Genomic DNA, 19411 nt, shown 5'->3' on the forward strand with positions numbered 1-19411 from the left:
CTCTTTTTATAAATTAAAAAAATAGACATCTTTAACCTTCTTTTAACAACAATAATTTTGTTATTATTGTAGCTTTGTTCCTGTAAAAAATAACACCTAATACAATATTACAATGGATGTAGATGTAAGAGCTATTAATGAGAAAATAGAAAGAGAAAGTGCCTTTATAGACATTCTTACTTTAGAAATGAATAAAGTAATTGTTGGCCAAAAACAAATGATAGAAAGTTTGTTAATTGGATTGATTGGAAACGGTCATATTTTGCTAGAAGGGGTTCCTGGATTGGCAAAAACCCTAGCAATTAACACGTTATCTAAAGCGGTACAAGCTTCTTTTAGTAGAGTTCAGTTTACACCAGATTTATTACCTGCAGATGTTGTTGGAACCATGATTTACAACATGAAAGAAAACAACTTTGAGATCAAAAAAGGTCCTATTTTTGCAAATTTTGTGTTAGCAGATGAGATTAACAGAGCACCTGCAAAAGTGCAATCTGCTTTGTTAGAAGCAATGCAAGAGCGCCAAATTACTATTGGCGACACTACTTTTAAGTTAGACGAACCTTTTTTAGTAATGGCAACTCAAAACCCTGTAGAACAAGAAGGAACCTATCCTTTACCAGAAGCACAAGTAGATAGATTTATGCTAAAGGTTGTTATTGACTACCCTAAATTACAAGACGAACAAATAATTATGCGTCAGAATTTGTCTGGCGGATTTGCAAAAGTAAACCCTGTAGTTTCTGTAGAACAAATTATTAGAGCAAGAGAAGTAGCTAATGAAGTATATATGGATGAAAAAATTGAGAAATACATTCTTGATATCATCTTTGCAACTCGTTATCCAGAGAAATATAACTTACCACAATTAAAAGATTTAATTAGTTTCGGAGCATCTCCAAGGGGAAGTATCAACCTTGCAAAAGCAGCAAAATGTTATGCTTTTATCAAAAGAAGAGGGTATGTAATACCAGAAGATGTTAGAGCGGTTGTTTTTGATATTTTACGTCACAGAATAGGAATTACGTATGAAGCAGAAGCAGAAAACGTAACGTCTGTAGACATTATCAACTCAATTATTAATGAAATTGAAGTACCATAGAAAAGAGTTTGCAGTAAAAACAGTTGCAGTAGGCAGTTGCTTACTCATGTTTCAATAAACTCGATTCAATTATACGCTTCAACATTTAAACAATTACACGTTGCAAACTAAGGAGATACTTAAAAAAGTTCGTAAAATAGAAATTAAGACAAAGCGTTTGTCTAATGATATTTTTGGAGGTGAATACCATTCATCTTTCAAAGGACGTGGTATGACTTTTTCTGAAGTAAGACAATACCAATTTGGCGATGATGTAAGAGCCATTGACTGGAATGTTACTGCACGTTACAACGAGCCATATATAAAAGTTTTTGAGGAAGAGCGCGAGTTAACCATGATGCTTTTAGTAGATGTTTCTGGTTCAGAATTATTTGGTACATCCACACAGTTTAAGAAAGATACGGTTACAGAAATTGCCGCAACATTGGCCTTTTCTGCTACTCAAAATAACGATAAAGTAGGTTTAATTTTATTTTCTGATGATGTAGAACTTTTTATTCCTCCTAAAAAAGGAAAAAGTCACGTTTTAAGAATTATTAGAGAGCTGATAGAATTTAAACCTAAAAGTAAAAAAACCAATATTGCTGCTGCTTTAAAATTTTTATCTAGTGTGATGAAAAAAAGAGCGATTGTTTTTATGTTATCCGATTTTATGGATGATGATTACGAAAAAACACTAAAAATTGCGGCTAAAAAACACGACTTAACAGGAATAAGAGTTTTTGATAAACACGATGAAGAAATTCCTAATTTAGGAATGGTGCCTATGTTAGATTCTGAAACAGGTAATGTACAGTTGATAAACACTGCTTCAAAATCTGTAAGAACTAGCTACAAAGCAAATGCCTTACGTTTGTCTGATTACTATTTAAACATGTTTAAAAGGAGTGGCGCAGGTACTGTTAACACAAGAGTTGATGAAAACTACGTAAAAAAATTATTAGGTTATTTTAAACATAAAGGAAGATAGTAACGCAGTTACCCTTAAAAATGAAAAAACAACTATTTTACATACTACTATTCGTTTCAACCATAGGTTTTGCACAAGAATCAATGGTAAAAGCAGAAATTGACACCACTAATATTAGAATTGGTGAACAATTCAATTTAAAGATTACTGTGGATGACACTCAGAATGTGATCATGCCCAAATTGCAATTAAAGGGTTTAGAAATTATAGATTCTACTCAAGTAGATACTATCAAAAACTCCTTAATAAGAAAGTATATTTTAACTGGTTTTGATAGTGGTGCATTTTACATTCCGCAACAACAAATATTTGTAAAAAATCAAGCTTTTTTAACAGATTCTTTATTGGTAAATGTAGCTACCATCGCTATTGACACAACTAAAGTAAAAAAGTTCCCTATCAAATCTATTAAAAGTGAACCATATACTTTTGATGATTTTAAAATATACATTTATATACTTTTAGCAGCATTAGCAATTATCAGTTTCTGGATTTATTGGTTTGTCATCAGAAAAAGAAAAGAAGAAGTGGAGGAAGATACTTATAAAGCAATGCCTCCTTATGACGAAGCTATTTTAAAATTAAATGAATTAGACGAAAAATTATTGTGGCAAAACAATAAAGTAAAAGAATATTATTCTGAATTGACAGAAATTGTACGTGGTTATATAGAGCGAGAATTAAAAGTACCTGCTTTAGAGAAAACAACTGACGAAGTTTTAGACATGCTAAAAGACTTTAAGGACGCAGAAACCATACAAACATCAGAAGATACTATTAAAAAGTTAAGAGATTTATTAAGGGAAGCAGATTTAGTGAAATTTGCAAAATCGAAACCTTTAGCTTTAGAAATAGAAGAAGATAGAAAAGATGCTCAGGATATTTTGAGTAATTTAAAACCTAAACCAATTATTGAAGAGAATGATGAATTGGAGTAATTTTGAGTTTCATAATCCGGAGTTTTTGTGGTTACTAATTGTAATTCCATTAGTAGCAGTCTGGCATTTTTTTATGCGTAAAAAAGATGCTGCAGTATTAACAATGCCAAGTATAAAAGGTTTTAAAACAGATTCGCTTTTATCAAAATTAAAACCACTTTTATATCTTTTAAGAATACTAGCTTTAGTGGCAATTATTGTCGCTTTAGCAAGACCGAGAAATGTTTCTGTTAGTAAAAAAACAAAGAGTAATAAAGGAATAGATATTGTAATGGCAATTGATGTTTCTGCAAGTATGTTGGCAAAAGATTTAAAACCTAACAGATTAGAAGCTCTTAAAAAAGTAGCCATAGATTTTGTAGATAGAAGACCAAACGACAGAATAGGGATTGTTGTATATGCCGGAGAAAGCTTTACACAAACACCTATTACAAGTGATAAAGGGATTGTAAAACGAACCATTTCCGAACTTCAATGGGGACAATTAGAAGGCGGAACAGCTATTGGAATGGGATTGGGTTCTGCCGTAAACAGGTTAAAAGAAAGTACTGCAAAAAGTAAGGTTATTATCTTATTAACAGACGGTGTAAATAATACTGGTAACATAGACCCAAGAACAGCTACAGAACTTGCAAAAGAACTAGAAATTAAAACCTACACCATAGGATTAGGAACTAATGGAATGGCAGATTTTCCTTACAGTAAAGACCCAAGAACAGGAAAATTACAATTTAGAAAGCTGCCCGTAGAAATTGATGAAGAATTGCTTAAAGAAATAGCTACGGAAACCCAAGGTAAATATTTTAGAGCTACAGATAATGAGTCTTTAAAAGAAATTTATGATGAAATTGACAAGCTTGAAAAAACGAAGATAGAAGAATTTAAGTATTACAATTATCAAGAAAAATATAGAATTTTTATCTTTTTAGGATTAGGATTCTTGTTATTAGAATTTTTGTTGAGAAACACCATTTTTAAATCGTTTATTTAGAGAATGTGTAATTGTTGAATTGTTTAATCGTGTAAATGTAAAAAGGATGTATGTATTTTCATTTGAAAAGCTGAAGGTTTGGCAAGAAGCTATAGATCTCTCCGTAGAAGTTTATAGCATTACCAAAAACTTTCCTACTGATGAAAAATACGGAATTACAAGTCAATTAAAAAGAGCTTCAAATTTAATTTCAGCAAATATAGCAGAAGGTACATCTAGAATTACAAATAAAGACAAAGCACATTTTTCAACAATAGCATTTAGTTCAACTATGGAAGTTTTAAATCATATTATTTTATGTCATAAACTTCAATTTATAAACGAAGAAATTTATAATGGCCTGCGTGAGAAAATTTATAAAATATCTAACATGTTAAATGCTTTACGCAAAGCACAGTTAAACAAATAAACAATTACACGATTACACATTAAAAACAATGTACAAAATAGAAGAACCCGTTTATTTTTCCCTGCTTATAATCATTCCAGCAATGATTGTTGTTTTCTTGTTGGTTTTATGGTGGAAAAAAAGAACACAGAAAAAATTTGCTGATTTAAATTTACTTCAAAATTTAGCTCCAAATTCATCCACTTTTAAATCGGTTTTAAAACTGGTATTTTTACTTTTAGGAATTACTTTTTTAGTAATAGCCTTAGTAAACCCTAAAATGGGAACCAAATTACAAACCGTAAAAAGAGAAGGTGTAGATATTGTCTTTGCCTTAGATGTTTCTAAAAGTATGTTGGCAGAAGATATTGCCCCTAACAGATTAGAAAAAGCTAAACAAATTATCTCTAAAACTATTGATAAATTAGGTTCCGACAGAGTTGGTATTATTATTTATGCCGGAAATGCGTATCCGCTTTTACCAATAACCACAGATCATGCAGCTGCAAATATGTTTTTGCAAAATGCGAATCCAGATATGGTTTCTAGTCAAGGTACAGACATCAATGGAGCGCTAGAATTAGCAAAAACTTATTATAATAATGACGAACAAACAAATCGTTTTTTAATTATTATTTCTGATGGTGAAGATCATCAAGAAGAAACAAAACAAGTAGCCCAAACATTAACCGAAGAGGGCGTAAAGATTTACACAATTGGTGTAGGAACAGAAAATGGAGGCCCAATACCGATGCGTGTAAATGGATCTATGATTGGCTACAAAAAAGACAATAAAGGAGAAACTGTCATCACCAAACGTATGCCAGATGTTTTACAAGGCATTGCAGATGCTGCAGATGGTAATTATATTGATGGTAACATTACCAATGAACCTGTAACTGTAATTGCAGATATTATTGCAAATGCTGAAAAAAGCGAGTTCGAAACAAAACAATTTTCTGATTATAAAGACCAATTTCAATGGTTTGTAGCCATCGGATTGCTATTCTTATTGATTGATATTTTATTATTTGACAAGAAAACCAAATGGTTGCGAAAAGTAGATTTGTTTGATGAAGAAAAACAGAAGAAATAACGACTTTACTCCTTCCGAGGTACGAGGAAATTTCTTAAAATTACAACCTTTTTATAAAGTTACATTTTAGATGAGCTGATTAATAATTTTAATCAGCTCATTTGTTTTATTTCATTTGTTAGAAAAAACTTCATCTATTACACAATAAAATCTTCCGCTCATTAAATAAGGATACTTTTTACCCATAAAATGGGTAAATAATACACACTTAAAAACACCTGAAAAAGATAAACTACTGTAAAACAGATACATCTACTAATGGTACATATATTGATTTAATCTTGGTACAAAAAGTCCTAAACAACCACCATCATGAAATCAACAGCATTTAATTTAAAGTTACAAAATAATAAATTTTCCATAGAAGACAGAAAAACTTCTCCAATTAACTTTAGAGCGGTTATTGTTCTTGTTAGTTCATTTGTTATAATGATTGGTGCCGCTTTTGCAGTTTACTTATTACAAGATGATTTTTCAAAATTTAATTTTGAAAGATTAAACAATAGTTTCGGAGCTGTATTTTTTAATCTTGCAGCTGTATTATTTGTTTTTACATCATTAACATTTCTTTACGATGTATACTTATATTTTAAATACAAGCCTATTGAATCTGTAAGTGATGAAGAATTGCCAACAGTTACCGTTATTGTGCCAGCATATAACGAAGGGAAGCAAGTTTGGGCTACCTTAAAAAGTTTAGCTAAAAGTGATTATCCTAAAGAAAAATTACAATTATTATCTATTGATGATGGTAGTAAAGATGATACTTGGGAGTGGATGAAAGAAGCTAAAAGAATTTTAGGAGATCAAGTTACTATTATGCAACAGCCTAAAAATATGGGTAAGCGTCATGCTTTATACCGTGGTTTTAACATGGGAACAGGAGAGATTTTTGTTACTGTTGATAGTGATTCAATCGTAAAAGAAGACACACTACGTAATCTAGTAAGTCCATTAGTTGTTGATGAAAAATGTGGAGCTGTAGCTGGTAATATACAAGTACTGAATAATAAAAAAGCTTTATTACCAAAAATGTTAAATGTAAGTTTTGTAATGAGTTTCGAATTTAAACGTTCTGCTGAAAGTAGTTTAAACTCAGTATTATGTACCCCTGGTGCTTTAGCTGCTTATAGATCAACTGCTGTTTTTGCTTGTTTACCAGAATGGATAGATCAAAAATTTATGGGTAAAGCTTCTGATATTGGAGAAGACAGAGCATTAACTAATATGATATTAAAGCAAGGTTACAGCGTATTATTTCAAAGAAATGCTTTTGCTTATACAAATGTACCGGAAGATTATAAAGGCTTGTATAAAATGTTTATTAGATGGGGAAGAAGTAATGTTAGAGAAAACATTGCAATGTCTAAATTTGTATTTACAAACTTTAAAGAAGGAAACAAATTCGGATCTAGATTATTGTTTTTAACACAATCAATTAAAATGATTATGTCTTATCCTTTCTTAATATTTATGTTATATTTTATAATTGCACATCCAGCATTATTTATAAGCTCTACGTTATTAAGTATTTTAATAATATCTACTTTTCCAGTATTATTTTACGCAAAAAGATACGATTTTAAAGAAGCATTTTGGGCATATTCATATAGTATACTATATACTTTTGGGTTGTTCTGGATTACTCCGTATGCCATTGCAACAGCAGGAAAAAGTGGTTGGTTAACTAGAGAATTAGCCGCTTAAGTAGCATAAAAATAACATATAAATAATTCTGCACCCCTATGTAGAATTATTGAGAAAACATCCAGGAGGCTCTTTTATAGCGTAAACTGGATGTTTTTATTTGTAGAAAATTAAACACAATATTTTTCCTCCCAAACCACTTCACCATACAATAAGTTCGTCAAAAGCAACCTAAAACAATGAATATTAGGCTCCTTAAAAATAACAACTTATTAACAAAATTCTTTTTTTGAATACCTTACTTTTGTAATCATTACTTTTATGTAAAAAGATACAAATTATGAAAGAAGTTAAAGGTAACATGAAGATCTTACAGTACATCCTTATCGTTTTCTTAATGCTATTTTCACCGAAAGAAATTTTAGCACAAAAAGACTCTATTGCCTTACAACGAGAAGCTAGAAAGTTGTTAAGACAAGGAAATGATTTATATAGTAAAAAGCAATTTACAGATGCTTCAGTTGCGTATCAGAAATCATTATCAAACAATACAAAATACGATAAAGCATCTTACAATTTAGGTAATGCTTTATATGAAAATAATAATTTTAAAGAAGCGGTACCACAATACGAATTAACCGCAGAAACTGCAAAAGATAAGTTTACAAAGGCAGAAGCGTATCATAACATTGGTAACGCAATGATGGAGCAAAAACAATATCAAGCTGCTGTAGATGCCTACAAAAATTCCTTAAGAAATAACCCTAATGATGATGAAACTCGTTATAATTTAGCCGTTGCTCAATCCTTACTAGAAAAGGAAAATCAGGATAATAAAGACGACAAAAATAAGGACAACAAGGATAAAAAAGATCAGGACAAGAAAGACAAAGACGATAAGAAAGACGGAGACGACAAAGATAAAGATAAGGATAAAGACAAAGATCAAAAAGACCAGAAGGATAAGGACGGCAAGGGAGATGATGAAAAAGACAAAAATAAAGATCCTAAAAAAGATGAGAAAAAGGAACAAGAAAAGCCTAAACCTCAACCAGGAAAAATGTCTCCAGAACAAGTAAAGCAATTGTTAGAAAGCTTAAATAACGAGGAAAAGAAAACACAAAAGAAAATGAATGCTCAAAAAGCAAAAGGCGAAAAAGTAAAACAAGAAAAAGATTGGTAGAAATCTACCCTTAATCTTAATTGAAGTTAACGTACATCATATTCTAAAAATTAGTTTGTTTAAAAAATAAGTACAAAATTGAATACATATAAAATTAAAACAATAAGTAAAACTCAAGAGTGGCTTTCACAAATGGGGAAAGTCAGAGGTGCCTTTATGCTTATATTTTGTTTCGTAACCACTTTTTTAGCTGCTCAAGAAGCTACCTTAACAGCAACTGTAAGCAAAAATAAATTGGCAGTAAACCAGCGTTTACGAATTGAGTTTACCATTAATAAACAAGGTGGAGACAATTTTTCTCCTCCTAAGTTTACAAATTTTAAAGTAGTTGGTGGTCCAAGTCAATCTGTTAGTCAGTCTTGGGTAAATGGAAAAACAAGTTTTTCACAATCTTACACGTACATTCTTCAACCAAATAAAAAGGGAGAATTAACTATTGGAGAAGCTAGTATTAAAATTTCTGGTAAAACCATAAAATCTGAAGCTATAAAAATTATAGTTTTAGATGCTGTAGATATTCCTAAAAACCCAAATGACCCAAACTATATTGCACAACAAAACATTCATCTAGTAGCAGAAATATCTAAATCTAGACCTTATGTAGGAGAAGGTATTTATGTAGAATATAGATTGTATGTTAGCGAAAATGTTAGTGTGTATGATACTAATGTTACAGAAGCTCCTCAATACAATGGTTTTTGGAACCAAGCCATTAAAATAAATAATTACCCTGTAAAAATGGGAAAATACAATGGTGAAGATTATAGGTACATTGTACTTCAGAAAGCATTATTAATACCTACAAAAACAGGGAATCTAACAATAGATCCAATGAAAATGGATATTGTTATAGGCGTTCCTACAGGTAGAGCCGATTTTTTTGGAAATGTAATTACAAGAAATGTTCAAAAAGAATTTGCATCTGCTAAAAAAATAATCAATCCTAGATATCTTCCTTTAGAAGGAAAACCAACAAATTTTACTGGTGCCGTTGGTGATTTTAATTTTGATGTTACCTTAAGCAAAGAGGTTTTAAAAGCGAATGAAAGCTCTCAAATTAAGGTGGCTGTTTCTGGTAAGGGAAATTTAAAGTTGTTTGAATTACCAGAGGTAACAACTCCTGTTGAGTTAGAAAAATATCAACCAGAAAGAAAAGAAAAAGTTCAGGTAAATTCTAGTGGAATTTCTGGTGAAGTATCAGATTTATATACCGTAGTTCCGCAGTATAAAGGAAAATATAAAATACCGAATATTTCCTTCTCTTATTTTAATCCAAATGAACGAAAATACCATACAATTACAACAGATGATTTCTTTGTAGATGTCTTGGAAGGAAAAGAACTAAAACCTGCAATAGATACAAATGCTACGCAAAAACAAGATGTGGTTTCTACAGGTAATAATTTTAGATACATACAAACAAAAAGTAATTTAGAACTTTTAGACACAGAAGATTTCTTTAAGTCTAACCTATTTTACATTTTGTTATTGTTGCCGTTAATAACAATTCCTATTGGTGTTTTTATTGCTAAAAAAGCAGAAGAAAGAAGTAATGACCTTATTGGAAATAAATTAAGAAAAGCAGAAAAATTAGCTAAAAAATATTTATCTGAAGCACAAAAACAACTGGGTAAGAAAGAAGCTTTTTACGAAGCCTTAGAAAGAGCATTACACAACTACCTAAAAGCAAAATTAGGTATTGAAACAGCAGATATTAGTAAAGAAAAAATTACAGAAATTTTAGAAAATAAAAAGGTTGAACCAACAACAATTATTCAATTTATAGAAGTTTTAAAACACTCTGATATGGCACGTTACTCACAGATAACAAATACAGAAATGGAAGCTGAATTTGAGCGTGCTAAACAAGTTATTGTTCAATTAGATAAACAATTATAACCTATTTCCTGCAAGGCTTCAAAAACCCTGTAGGTATATTTCAATATAGACTATTTCGAATGAAAAGAATATTTTTTTTATTGTTGATAATTGCCAATTCGGTTACTGCACAAAATGTAGATAGCTTATTTGTTTCTGCAAATAACTTATATAAAGATGGTAAATTTAGCGAGGCAATTGAGTTCTACAAGCAAATAGAAACTAAAGAATTAGTATCATCAGAATTGTATTACAATTTAGGTAATTCTTATTATAAGCTTAACAAAGTTGGGCCAGCTATTTATTATTATGAAAAGGCGTTAATATTAGATCCTTTAAATGCTGATGTAAAAAACAATTTGGTTTTTGCAAAACGTTTAGCATTAGATAATATAGAAGAATTGCCAAAAACTGTTTTACAAAAATTTAAAATAAATTACTTACAAAAGCTTTCTTACAACCAATGGGCAATAGTAGTTGTAGTATTTTCAATTTTAGGAAGCTTCTTGTTTTTACTCTTTTATTTTGCTGATGGACCTACTAAAAAAAGGTTCTATTTTACAACGAGTATTATTAGCTTTATACTTCTTATTGCATCATTATTTATCACTTATAATCAATATAATTTTGCACTTAACAATAAAGAAGCTATCGTTTTTGCAGAAGAAACAGACGTTAGAAATGCACCTACATTAAACTCCGAAGAAATATTTACGTTACATGAGGGAACTAAAATTATAGTTTTAGATGGTGTAGATGAATGGAAAAAAGTTAAGATTAATGATGGTAGATTAGGCTGGATATACGCTGAAGACATTAAGTTATTAAACGATATTTAATTTTTTTTTAACACTAAATACAAAAAGCTTTCTTAAATTCGCAAAAAAAATACTTGAAAGTTAAAGTAGCACTTTTCTTTATATTGATATTTTCCTCCCTATTAATTACGCCTACAGTAATTAGTTTAATTGACAGTACCCAAGACATTTCTGTCTTAATTAACATGAATGAGGAAGAAGAAAATCATGGGAAAAATACTTTAAAAGAAGTAAAAGTTATTCCTTATTCTGATGTTTCTATCTCTTTTAGAAAAAATCAGAAGATCAAAAATGTACGTTACAGATCTAAAAACTACATTTCTGAATACCCAAATATAGTGACTCCTCCACCTAAGTTTGTACTATAACTTCCGTACAAAAAAACAAAATTTATAAAACTTAACAAATAGCTCTACTCTAAAAAGAATAGAGTAAAAATATATTACATATGTTTAAAAATATTAAAAACGACTTACCTGCAAGTATTGTAGTGTTTTTCGTAGCATTACCATTGTGTTTAGGTATTGCATTAGCTAGTGGTGCGCCCTTATTTTCTGGAGTAATTGCTGGTATAGTTGGTGGTGTTGTTGTAGGAGGACTAAGTGGTTCTAAGCTTGGTGTTAGTGGACCTGCAGCAGGTTTAGCTGCTATTGTATTAACTGCCATTGCTACTTTAGGTAGTTATGAAAACTTCTTAGTGGCTGTAGTTTTAGGTGGAATTATTCAAATAATTTTTGGCTTTTTAAAAGCAGGAGTTATTGGTTATTATTTTCCTTCATCAGTAATTAAAGGAATGTTAACAGGTATTGGAATTATCATCATATTAAAACAAATACCAAACTTTTTTGGTTATGATGAAGAATCTGCTTGGGATCTAGAATTTTTTGAACTTGATGGTGGAAATACATTCTCTGAGCTTATTAAAATGTTTAGTAACATAAACCCAGGAGCTGCTTTAATAGGTTTTTTAAGTTTAGCAATTATACTTTTTTGGGACATCATTTTAAGTAAGAAAGCAAAAATATTTAAAGTTATACAAGGACCCTTTATTGCTGTTGTTGCAGGAATTATATTTTATACGCTTACTTTAGGTGATGAAACACTTTCAATTGCTAGTAAACATATGGTAAGTGTACCAATTCCAGAAGATTTAAGTTCTTTTGTAGGGCAGTTTAGTTTCCCTAACTTTTCAGTTATTTTTCAACACGAAGTATGGATTGTAGCATTTACAATTGCTTTGGTTGCTAGTTTAGAAACGTTATTAAGTGTAGAGGCTTGTGATAAGTTAGATCCAGACAAAAATGTAACACCAACCAATAGAGAATTATTGGCACAAGGAACCGGTAACATTATTTCTGGTTTAATAGGTGGGTTACCTATTACACAAGTAATTGTAAGAAGTTCTGCAAATGTGCAATCTGGCGGAAAATCAAAATTATCTACCATTTTACACGGTATTTTATTATTGATATCAGTAGTTTTAATTCCTACTTTATTAAATAAAATCCCATTAGCAGTTTTGGCTTCAATTCTATTAGTTGTAGGATACAAATTAGCAAAACCAGCTCTTTTTAAACAAATGTATAAATTAGGTTGGAAACAGTTTATTCCTTTTATAGTTACAGTTGTAGGTATTGTTTTTACAGATTTATTATCAGGAATTGCTTTAGGTCTTTTAGTAGGAATTGTTGTGATCTTATTAAAGAGTTACCAAAATTCTCACTTTCTTCACATTGAAGACAATAGTAATGGTAAACATAAGATAAAAATGACCTTAGCAGAAGAAGTAACTTTCTTTAATAAAGGAGCTATTTTAAAAGAATTAGACAGCTTACCTGAAGATTCTTACTTAGAAATAGATCTTATTAAAACAAGGTATTTAGATAATGATATTATAGAAATTCTTGAAGACTTTTTATACAAAGCAAAAGAAAGAAATATTGATATTAAACTTATATCTAAACGAGGAACTGTAGAAAACCCAGAAAGTTTTATCAATTTCTTTAAGGAAAATCCAAAGTCTAACATTAGTTTGAGTTAAAACTAAGACGACAAAAAGAATATAAAAACCAAATAGCATCTAAACTAAAAACACTACAAGTACTGTAAGGTAATAGATAACGATGCTAAATTTCAAAACAAATAATTATTGAAACAAACGTTTCATTAATACAAAACATAAAGAACATGAAAGCACATACTAAAGAAACACAAGCAACAATGACGCCTAAAAAAGCGTTAGATTTTTTAGCAGAAGGAAACCAAAGATTTCAAGATAACTTAAAGGCACATAGAAACTTATTAGAACAAGTAAATGATACAAGTACAGGTCAATTTCCTTTTGCTACAATTTTAAGTTGTATCGACTCTAGAGTTTCTGCAGAGTTAATTTTTGATCAAGGTTTAGGAGATATTTTTAGTATTAGAATTGCAGGTAACTTTGTAAACCAAGATATTTTAGGATCTATGGAGTTTGGTTGTAAACTAGCAGGCACAAAACTTGTTGTAGTTTTAGGACACACTAGTTGTGGTGCCATAAAAGGTGCTTGCGACAATGCAAAATTAGGAAACTTAACTGCAATGCTTAACAATATTAAACCAGCTGTAAACGCTGTTTTAGAACCAAAAGAAGCTAGCTCTAGAACCTCATCTAACTTAGATTTTGTAGATAATGTTGCTGCTAGAAATGTAACACTTACTATTGAAAGAATTAGACGCGAGAGTGAAGTTTTAACAACAATGGAAGAAAATGGTGAAATTATGATTGTTGGAGCGATGTACAATATTAATGATGGATCTGTTAATTTTATCAATTAAAAATAAAACAACTTAATAAAAGAGGGAACACAAGCCTCTTTTATTAAGTTATAATAATTACCTTTCCATTATTAATGCACAACATAATCATATATAAATGTGCAATTAGAAAAAGTATAAACTAAAAAAATACTAACTAAAACTTTAATAATGAACTTAGAAACTGTATTTAAGAACAATGAAAATTGGGTTAAAGAAAAATTAGCTACAGATAAAAACTATTTTGAAGAATTAGGGAAAGGCCAAAAACCAGAGTTGCTATACATAGGTTGTTCAGACAGTAGAGCTACTGCAGAGGAACTAATGGGGGCAAAACCTGGAGAAGTTTTTGTGCATAGAAATATTGCGAATATGGTTATTAGTATCGACTTAAACGTAATGTCTGTAATTAACTATGCCGTAGATCATTTAAAAGTAAGTCATGTTATTGTTTGTGGCCATTATGGTTGTGGTGGCGTTAAAGCAGCTATGCAATCTGCAGATCTTGGTATTTTAAACCCTTGGTTACGTAATATTAGAGACGTATATAGAATTCATGCTACAGAGCTGAATACTATTAAAAACGAAGAAAAAAAATACGAACGTTTGGTAGAATTAAACGTAAAAGAACAATGTGTAAACCTTATTAAAACAGCGGCTGTACAGAAAGCATATAGAGATCGTGGTTTAAAAGTACATGGTTGGGTTTTTGATGTACATACAGGTAAATTAATTGATCTAAAAATTGATTTTGAAAAGTACTTAGACGATATAATGGAAATTTATCATTTAGATTAAAAAATAAAACCCAAGGAAAATTCCTTGGGTTTCTTTTTGCCATAAAGTTTATGCAATTTTTATAAAGCTTTATCTTGTTCTTCTTCCTTTATTATTGATGGAAAAATAGTAGGTGCAACCTTTTTTACTGGAGCATATAATATAGATTCTTGCAATGTTTCCTTTTCTATAAAAGGGATTGTATCATTCATTTTACCAAAAAAAATAAAAACAACACTTAGTATCAATCCTATTTTTAAGGCGCCAAATACACCACCCAATATTTTATTTAAAATTCCTAAAGAAGCAAAATCTGCAATTTTAGTCAATGCTTTTCCTAGCAGTGCAATTACCAAAATAATTATAACAAAAGTAACAGCAAAAGCCGCTAAAGAGATATATTCTGGATTCCAAGAAACATACTCTTTTAAAAAATCTGAAACAAAATAAGAGAAATGAATTGCACCGTACACACCACCAATAAGTCCTACCAAAGAAGCAACTTCAACAAATAAGCCTTTTAATAACCCTCTAACAAAACCAAAAAGTAATAAAGAAGCTATAACAATGTCAAAAATATTCATGAAATTAATTTTATCAAACCTACATAATTTTTTGTCAATTTAAAAATGCCAGTTGTATCTTTACAACTTATAAAAAAAGTAAGATGCCAAAAACACTCACCTTAAAAGAAAAATGGGAATTGTTAGTTAGTAAATTAACCAACCAATTTGCAGATGGAGACGAATTAAATATGGATGGAATCATCTATTTAATTGGTGTACAAGAATTAGGACAAGGACAAAGAGAATTTAAAAAAGACGAAAAAGTAAACCTTATGCATATTGCCATATGTAAGCTTTTAGAGCCTTATGGTTATTACGAATTCGATTATTATGATGATGATACTTGGCCACATTATAAAACTCTAACAGAGTTACCAAACTTAAAACCCGGAGAACAAACGGTGTTAATGAAAGAAGCTATTATTAACTATTTTGAGGCTTTAAATTATTAATAAGACTTTAAAATAGAGAAATAGTACTTTTGGTATGCTTCTTGAAAATATTTTAACAAGACCAAAAATCAACCTTAAAAAGATGAAAAAAATACTCGTTCTTATATTCTTAATTTCTTCATTTGCACAAGCACAATATACTGTTAACGGAACCATGTCTCCTACAATAGATACAGATTGGGTAATTTTATACAAAATTGAAGGCGCATCACAAAAGTTTATACAAAACTCAAAAATTAAAATAGATTCTGTTGATATTCAAGGAAAAAAACAAGCAATCGGTAGCTTTAGTTTTACACTTCCAGAAAATACAAAAGTAGGTTCTTATAGAATAACGTATAGATTAGAAAATGCAGGATTTGTAGATTTTGTGTTTAATAAAGAAGATGTAAACTTTGGTTTTCACCCAGAATATGCAAACCAAACAGTCACTTTTACAACTTCTAAAGAAAACATGTTGTACAAGGATTATGTAGATAATATTTCTATAGCACAAGAAAAATTAGACTCTATACAAGTTGCCGTTTTACAAAACCAAGACTTAGACCTTAAGAATGAATACAAAGAAGCTTTAAAAACAGTAAATAATATTCAAAAAGGGTATTTAGAAGCTTCAAACGGAATGTATGTACAGCCTTTTATTAAAGCTTCAAAAAGAATTAATCTACCAGAAATCATAGAAACGCCAGAAAAGTATATGGCTACTATGATTGGTACTTTTTTTGACCCTATAGATTTTAAGAGCAAAACACTATTAAACTCTGCTTTTATTACCGATAAAATTACAGATTATGTTTTTTACATTAATTACTCTCCAGATCCAGCAACACAACAAAAATTATTTAAACAGTCTGTAGACACTGTTCTTTCTAAAATTGAGAACCTATCTTATAAAAAGGAAATCATTGAGTTTTTAATCAACCAATTTGAAACGGATACGAATCTTGAACTAATAGATTATTTGTTCGATAACTATTATTCTAAATTACCAACCAATCTACAAGACAAAGGGTTTATAGATGGAAAAGAAGCCTTATTTGCTGCAGAAATAGGCCGAATTGCACCAGATTTCTCATGGAAAGAAGGTGGTAAACAATTAACCCTTTCTAAATTAAATGAAGCAGAAAACTATTTATTGATTTTCTGGAGTACTACATGCTCACATTGTTTAACAGAAATACCTCAAGTACATACCTTTTTAGCCAAAAACGATCAAGTAAAAGTAATTGCTTATTCTTTAGAAAGTGATAGTTTCGGTTGGAATAGTTTCAAGAAAACATTACCAAATTGGCACCATGTTTTAGGTTTAAATAAATGGGAAAATAAAACTGCTAGAACTTATAATATTATTTCTACTCCTAGCTACTTTATTTTAGATGCTAACAAAAAAATCATCGCAAAACCGGAACATTTTAAAGATGTAAAACTATTTTTTGATAAGAAATAATGTCAAAAAAACTACTTATTTTTTTAGTTTTCTTAATTCATTTTTCTGCTGTAAGTCAACAGTTTTTTAAAATTGATGATACTGCTCCAGAATTTAAGCTTTGGCTTACAGACGGCAGTAAATTAACAAATAATGATACCAAAGGAAAAGTAGTTGTTTTAAAATTTTGGTTTACTTCTTGCATGCCTTGTCTAACAGACATCCCTAAATTAAATAACCTTGTAAAAGAATTTGAAAAAAGAGATGATATTCTATTTATTGCACCTGCTTTAGACCGAAAACCAGCTATAGAAAAATTATTAGAAGTACATCCTTTTCATTTTAAAATAGCATATTCTGCTATGGATGTTAGTCAGAAATTTAATAAGCAACAAGTTTATCCATCTTATTTTATCATCAACAAAAAAGGAAAAATTGCATACATAGATAGCGGCAGTAAAATGCCAGAAACTAACGACTTAAAGAATGCAATTATTGAAGCATTAAAATAATTACATTTTCTTATTCTTTGCTTGTTTTAAAGAAGTAATTACAATACCAACTATCACTAAAAATGCTCCAAAAAACTGAAGCAACGTTAATCTTTCACCTAAGAAAAAAGACGCCAAAACAATAGTAGATATTGGCCCAACACCAGCCACAATTGCAAAATTAGAAGAGCTAATCATTTTTATAGAAGCGCTTACCAAAAAAGAAGGAATTACGGTTGCAAAAACAGCTATTAAAAGTCCGAAACCATATACTTGCCAAGGTAAATTAAACAAATCTGTTTCTCCCATAAAACTAAAGTGGATAAACACACAAAAACAAGAAACTAACATGGCGTACGCTGTAAATTTTACAACTCCGAATTTAGGAATTAGCCAACCACTTCCAACCAAATAAGAAGCATACGTTATAGCGCTTAAAAGCACAAAAAAGCCTCCTAAATAAACGTTGTTTCCAGAAATATCTACTTCATCAGAAAATGCAATTACAATTCCTAAATAGGATAAAAAGATGGCTAAAGCTTGAAATTTAGTAATCGGTTGCTTAAAAAAAAGTCTATTTAATAAAATTACAATTGTTGGGTACACAAATAGAATAATACGTTCTAAACTCGCTTTAATATACGTTAAACCTTCAAAATCGAAATAGCTTGCTAAATAATAACCAACCATACCAAAAAATACCACCCAATAATAATCACTTTTGGTAGTTTTGATCTCCTTATTTTTATTTCGATATAAATAGGCAATCACTACGTAAAACGGAAAAGAAAACAGCATTCTTAACAACAACATGGTAATTGCATCTACATTATAATTGTAAGCTAACTTAACCATTACCGCTTTAGAAGAAAAGAGCACAATGCCCAAAACACCTAAGAAAACACCCAACCAAAAGTTTTTTTTCATCATAAAACGAATCTAAAACTTACGGTTTTAGAAAATTGTTTTAAAATTAAACGATTACGAAGTCTAACTAAAAAATTGAATTGAGAATTACAAGATTCTGAAATAAATTCAGAATGACAGAAAGTGTCAAAAGTGAAGAAAAGCATCTTCTAAATGCTCAATTTTTGTTTTATTTTTTTGATGAATAATAGCAATGATATCAAACCGAACCTCCACGTCTAAATCTTTTGTTACCACATAATAATCGATTGCAGAAACTAATAATTTTATCTTTTTAGCTTTTACAGCATCTTGTGGTTCCTCAAAATAGTCTGAACTTCTTGTTTTAACCTCAACAGCTGCTAATACTTCTCCTTTTTGCGCAATAATATCTACTTCGGCTTTTAAATATCGGTAATTTGTTTCTAGAATTTTATAGTCGTTTTTTAACAAAAACGCAATGGCTAATTTTTCTCCTTTTTTACCAAGTTCATTGTGTTCTGCCATATTATAAGTTTTCAGTTATAACTAACCTTGAATTATTGTTAAATGAAATTACCAATGTGTTAATTTACACAATATTGATTACTTTTATAAACTATGAGTGAAGAAACCTTGATTAAATATTTGGAATTTCTTAAAACGGAGTGCTTAAGGCATTCTAATGATAAATTAGTCAATGAAAATGAAATTCAACTTTTTAAGCTTGAGGTAAATAAATTTATCTCTCTTTTTCAAAACTCAAAATTTGAACATAGTATAAAAGAAAAAGTACAAAATATTCACTTTGATTTTTCTATTCCGAAATATAAAGGAACTAACTTATTATCGTATATTATTGATGATAGCTGGACAAATAGTAGACGAAGAGAAGAAATTATGTCTAAAAAATTTATAAGAATTTCCGAAGAAATAGGAAATTCAATCCTTGAAATAAAAGCTACTATCTAAATTATTTAAAAAACTGAACATTTTTTAGCTTAAAT

At 29.9% G+C, this 19411-nt stretch carries 21 protein-coding genes; 18 read left to right on the top strand and 3 right to left on the bottom strand.

Going from position 1 to position 19411, the window contains the following annotated elements; translation table 11 throughout:
- Positions 1 to 112 precede the first annotated feature (112 nt).
- The 14 genes from WHD08_RS11225 to WHD08_RS11290 all read left to right on the top strand — a co-directional run bounded on the left by WHD08_RS11225 (position 113) and on the right by WHD08_RS11290 (position 14605).
- Complete coding sequence (locus WHD08_RS11225) at positions 113 to 1102, top strand: AAA family ATPase (RefSeq protein ID WP_165731495.1); 990 nt, start codon at positions 113 to 115, stop codon at positions 1100 to 1102.
- Positions 1103 to 1202: 100 nt separating this feature from the next.
- Positions 1203 to 2072, top strand: coding sequence for a DUF58 domain-containing protein (locus WHD08_RS11230; protein WP_208890772.1), 870 nt, complete (start codon positions 1203 to 1205; stop codon positions 2070 to 2072).
- A 20-nt stretch (positions 2073 to 2092) separates the two neighbouring features.
- The gene (locus tag WHD08_RS11235) at positions 2093 to 3010 is read left to right on the top strand and encodes a BatD family protein (RefSeq protein WP_208890771.1); all 918 of its coding nucleotides are present in this window, start codon (positions 2093 to 2095) and stop codon (positions 3008 to 3010) included.
- Complete coding sequence (locus WHD08_RS11240) at positions 2997 to 4001, top strand: vWA domain-containing protein (protein ID WP_208891194.1); 1005 nt, start codon at positions 2997 to 2999, stop codon at positions 3999 to 4001. Before WHD08_RS11235 ends, WHD08_RS11240 begins: the two co-directional genes overlap by 14 nt.
- Before the next feature lie 46 nt (positions 4002 to 4047).
- A complete protein-coding gene (locus WHD08_RS11245; protein WP_208890770.1) occupies positions 4048 to 4410 on the top strand; it encodes a four helix bundle protein in 363 nt (120 codons plus the stop codon).
- Positions 4411 to 4438: 28 nt separating this feature from the next.
- Positions 4439 to 5485, top strand: coding sequence for a VWA domain-containing protein (locus WHD08_RS11250; protein WP_208890769.1), 1047 nt, complete (start codon positions 4439 to 4441; stop codon positions 5483 to 5485).
- Between the two features lie 312 nt (positions 5486 to 5797).
- Positions 5798 to 7192, top strand: a complete 1395-nt coding sequence (locus WHD08_RS11255) for a glycosyltransferase (RefSeq protein ID WP_165731491.1) — start codon at positions 5798 to 5800, stop codon at positions 7190 to 7192.
- 280 nt (positions 7193 to 7472) lie between these two features.
- Positions 7473 to 8315: a tetratricopeptide repeat protein gene (locus WHD08_RS11260; protein WP_244183321.1), complete on the top strand. Its 843-nt coding sequence runs from the start codon at positions 7473 to 7475 to the stop codon at positions 8313 to 8315.
- Positions 8316 to 8447: 132 nt separating this feature from the next.
- On the top strand, positions 8448 to 10214 hold the full coding sequence (locus WHD08_RS11265) for a BatD family protein (protein ID WP_244183320.1): 1767 nt from the start codon (positions 8448 to 8450) through the stop codon (positions 10212 to 10214).
- A 59-nt stretch (positions 10215 to 10273) separates the two neighbouring features.
- Positions 10274 to 11032 (top strand): SH3 domain-containing protein, encoded by a 759-nt coding sequence (locus tag WHD08_RS11270; RefSeq protein ID WP_208890768.1) that lies wholly within the window; start codon positions 10274 to 10276, stop codon positions 11030 to 11032.
- A 53-nt stretch (positions 11033 to 11085) separates the two neighbouring features.
- Positions 11086 to 11379, top strand: a complete 294-nt coding sequence (locus tag WHD08_RS11275; RefSeq protein ID WP_165731489.1) for a hypothetical protein — start codon at positions 11086 to 11088, stop codon at positions 11377 to 11379.
- An 80-nt stretch (positions 11380 to 11459) separates the two neighbouring features.
- On the top strand, positions 11460 to 13052 hold the full coding sequence (locus tag WHD08_RS11280; protein WP_208890767.1) for a SulP family inorganic anion transporter: 1593 nt from the start codon (positions 11460 to 11462) through the stop codon (positions 13050 to 13052).
- Between the two features lie 128 nt (positions 13053 to 13180).
- Positions 13181 to 13828, top strand: a complete 648-nt coding sequence (locus WHD08_RS11285) for a carbonic anhydrase family protein (protein ID WP_302849293.1) — start codon at positions 13181 to 13183, stop codon at positions 13826 to 13828.
- 150 nt (positions 13829 to 13978) lie between these two features.
- Positions 13979 to 14605, top strand: a complete 627-nt coding sequence (locus WHD08_RS11290) for a carbonic anhydrase (RefSeq protein ID WP_208890765.1) — start codon at positions 13979 to 13981, stop codon at positions 14603 to 14605.
- A gap of 59 nt (positions 14606 to 14664) precedes the next feature.
- Here WHD08_RS11290 and WHD08_RS11295 read toward each other — a convergent pair whose 3' ends face one another.
- Positions 14665 to 15168, bottom strand: coding sequence for a CvpA family protein (locus WHD08_RS11295; protein ID WP_208890764.1), 504 nt, complete (start codon positions 15166 to 15168; stop codon positions 14665 to 14667).
- 83 nt (positions 15169 to 15251) lie between these two features.
- On the opposite strand from WHD08_RS11295, the gene WHD08_RS11300 reads away from it, so the two are divergent.
- The 3 genes from WHD08_RS11300 (at position 15252) to WHD08_RS11310 (ending at position 17540) form a co-directional block, all read left to right on the top strand.
- Positions 15252 to 15602 carry a hypothetical protein gene (locus WHD08_RS11300; RefSeq protein ID WP_165731484.1) on the top strand — a complete coding sequence of 117 codons (351 nt, stop codon included), beginning with the start codon at positions 15252 to 15254 and terminating at the stop codon, positions 15600 to 15602.
- Positions 15603 to 15684: 82 nt separating this feature from the next.
- Positions 15685 to 17049 (top strand): TlpA family protein disulfide reductase, encoded by a 1365-nt coding sequence (locus WHD08_RS11305; RefSeq protein WP_208890763.1) that lies wholly within the window; start codon positions 15685 to 15687, stop codon positions 17047 to 17049.
- A complete protein-coding gene (locus WHD08_RS11310) occupies positions 17049 to 17540 on the top strand; it encodes a peroxiredoxin family protein (RefSeq protein WP_208890762.1) in 492 nt (163 codons plus the stop codon). Before WHD08_RS11305 ends, WHD08_RS11310 begins: the two co-directional genes overlap by 1 nt.
- Here WHD08_RS11310 and WHD08_RS11315 read toward each other — a convergent pair whose 3' ends face one another.
- Positions 17541 to 18449 (bottom strand): DMT family transporter, encoded by a 909-nt coding sequence (locus WHD08_RS11315; protein WP_208890761.1) that lies wholly within the window; start codon positions 18447 to 18449, stop codon positions 17541 to 17543.
- 123 nt (positions 18450 to 18572) lie between these two features.
- Positions 18573 to 18932, bottom strand: a complete 360-nt coding sequence (locus WHD08_RS11320; protein WP_208890760.1) for a YraN family protein — start codon at positions 18930 to 18932, stop codon at positions 18573 to 18575.
- Positions 18933 to 19025: 93 nt separating this feature from the next.
- On the opposite strand from WHD08_RS11320, the gene WHD08_RS11325 reads away from it, so the two are divergent.
- Positions 19026 to 19376, top strand: a complete 351-nt coding sequence (locus WHD08_RS11325) for a hypothetical protein (protein WP_208890759.1) — start codon at positions 19026 to 19028, stop codon at positions 19374 to 19376.
- Positions 19377 to 19411: the final 35 nt, after the last annotated feature.

The sequence above is a fragment of the Polaribacter sejongensis genome, assembly GCF_038024065.1.
Classification (GTDB): Bacteria; Bacteroidota; Bacteroidia; order Flavobacteriales; family Flavobacteriaceae; genus Polaribacter; species Polaribacter sejongensis.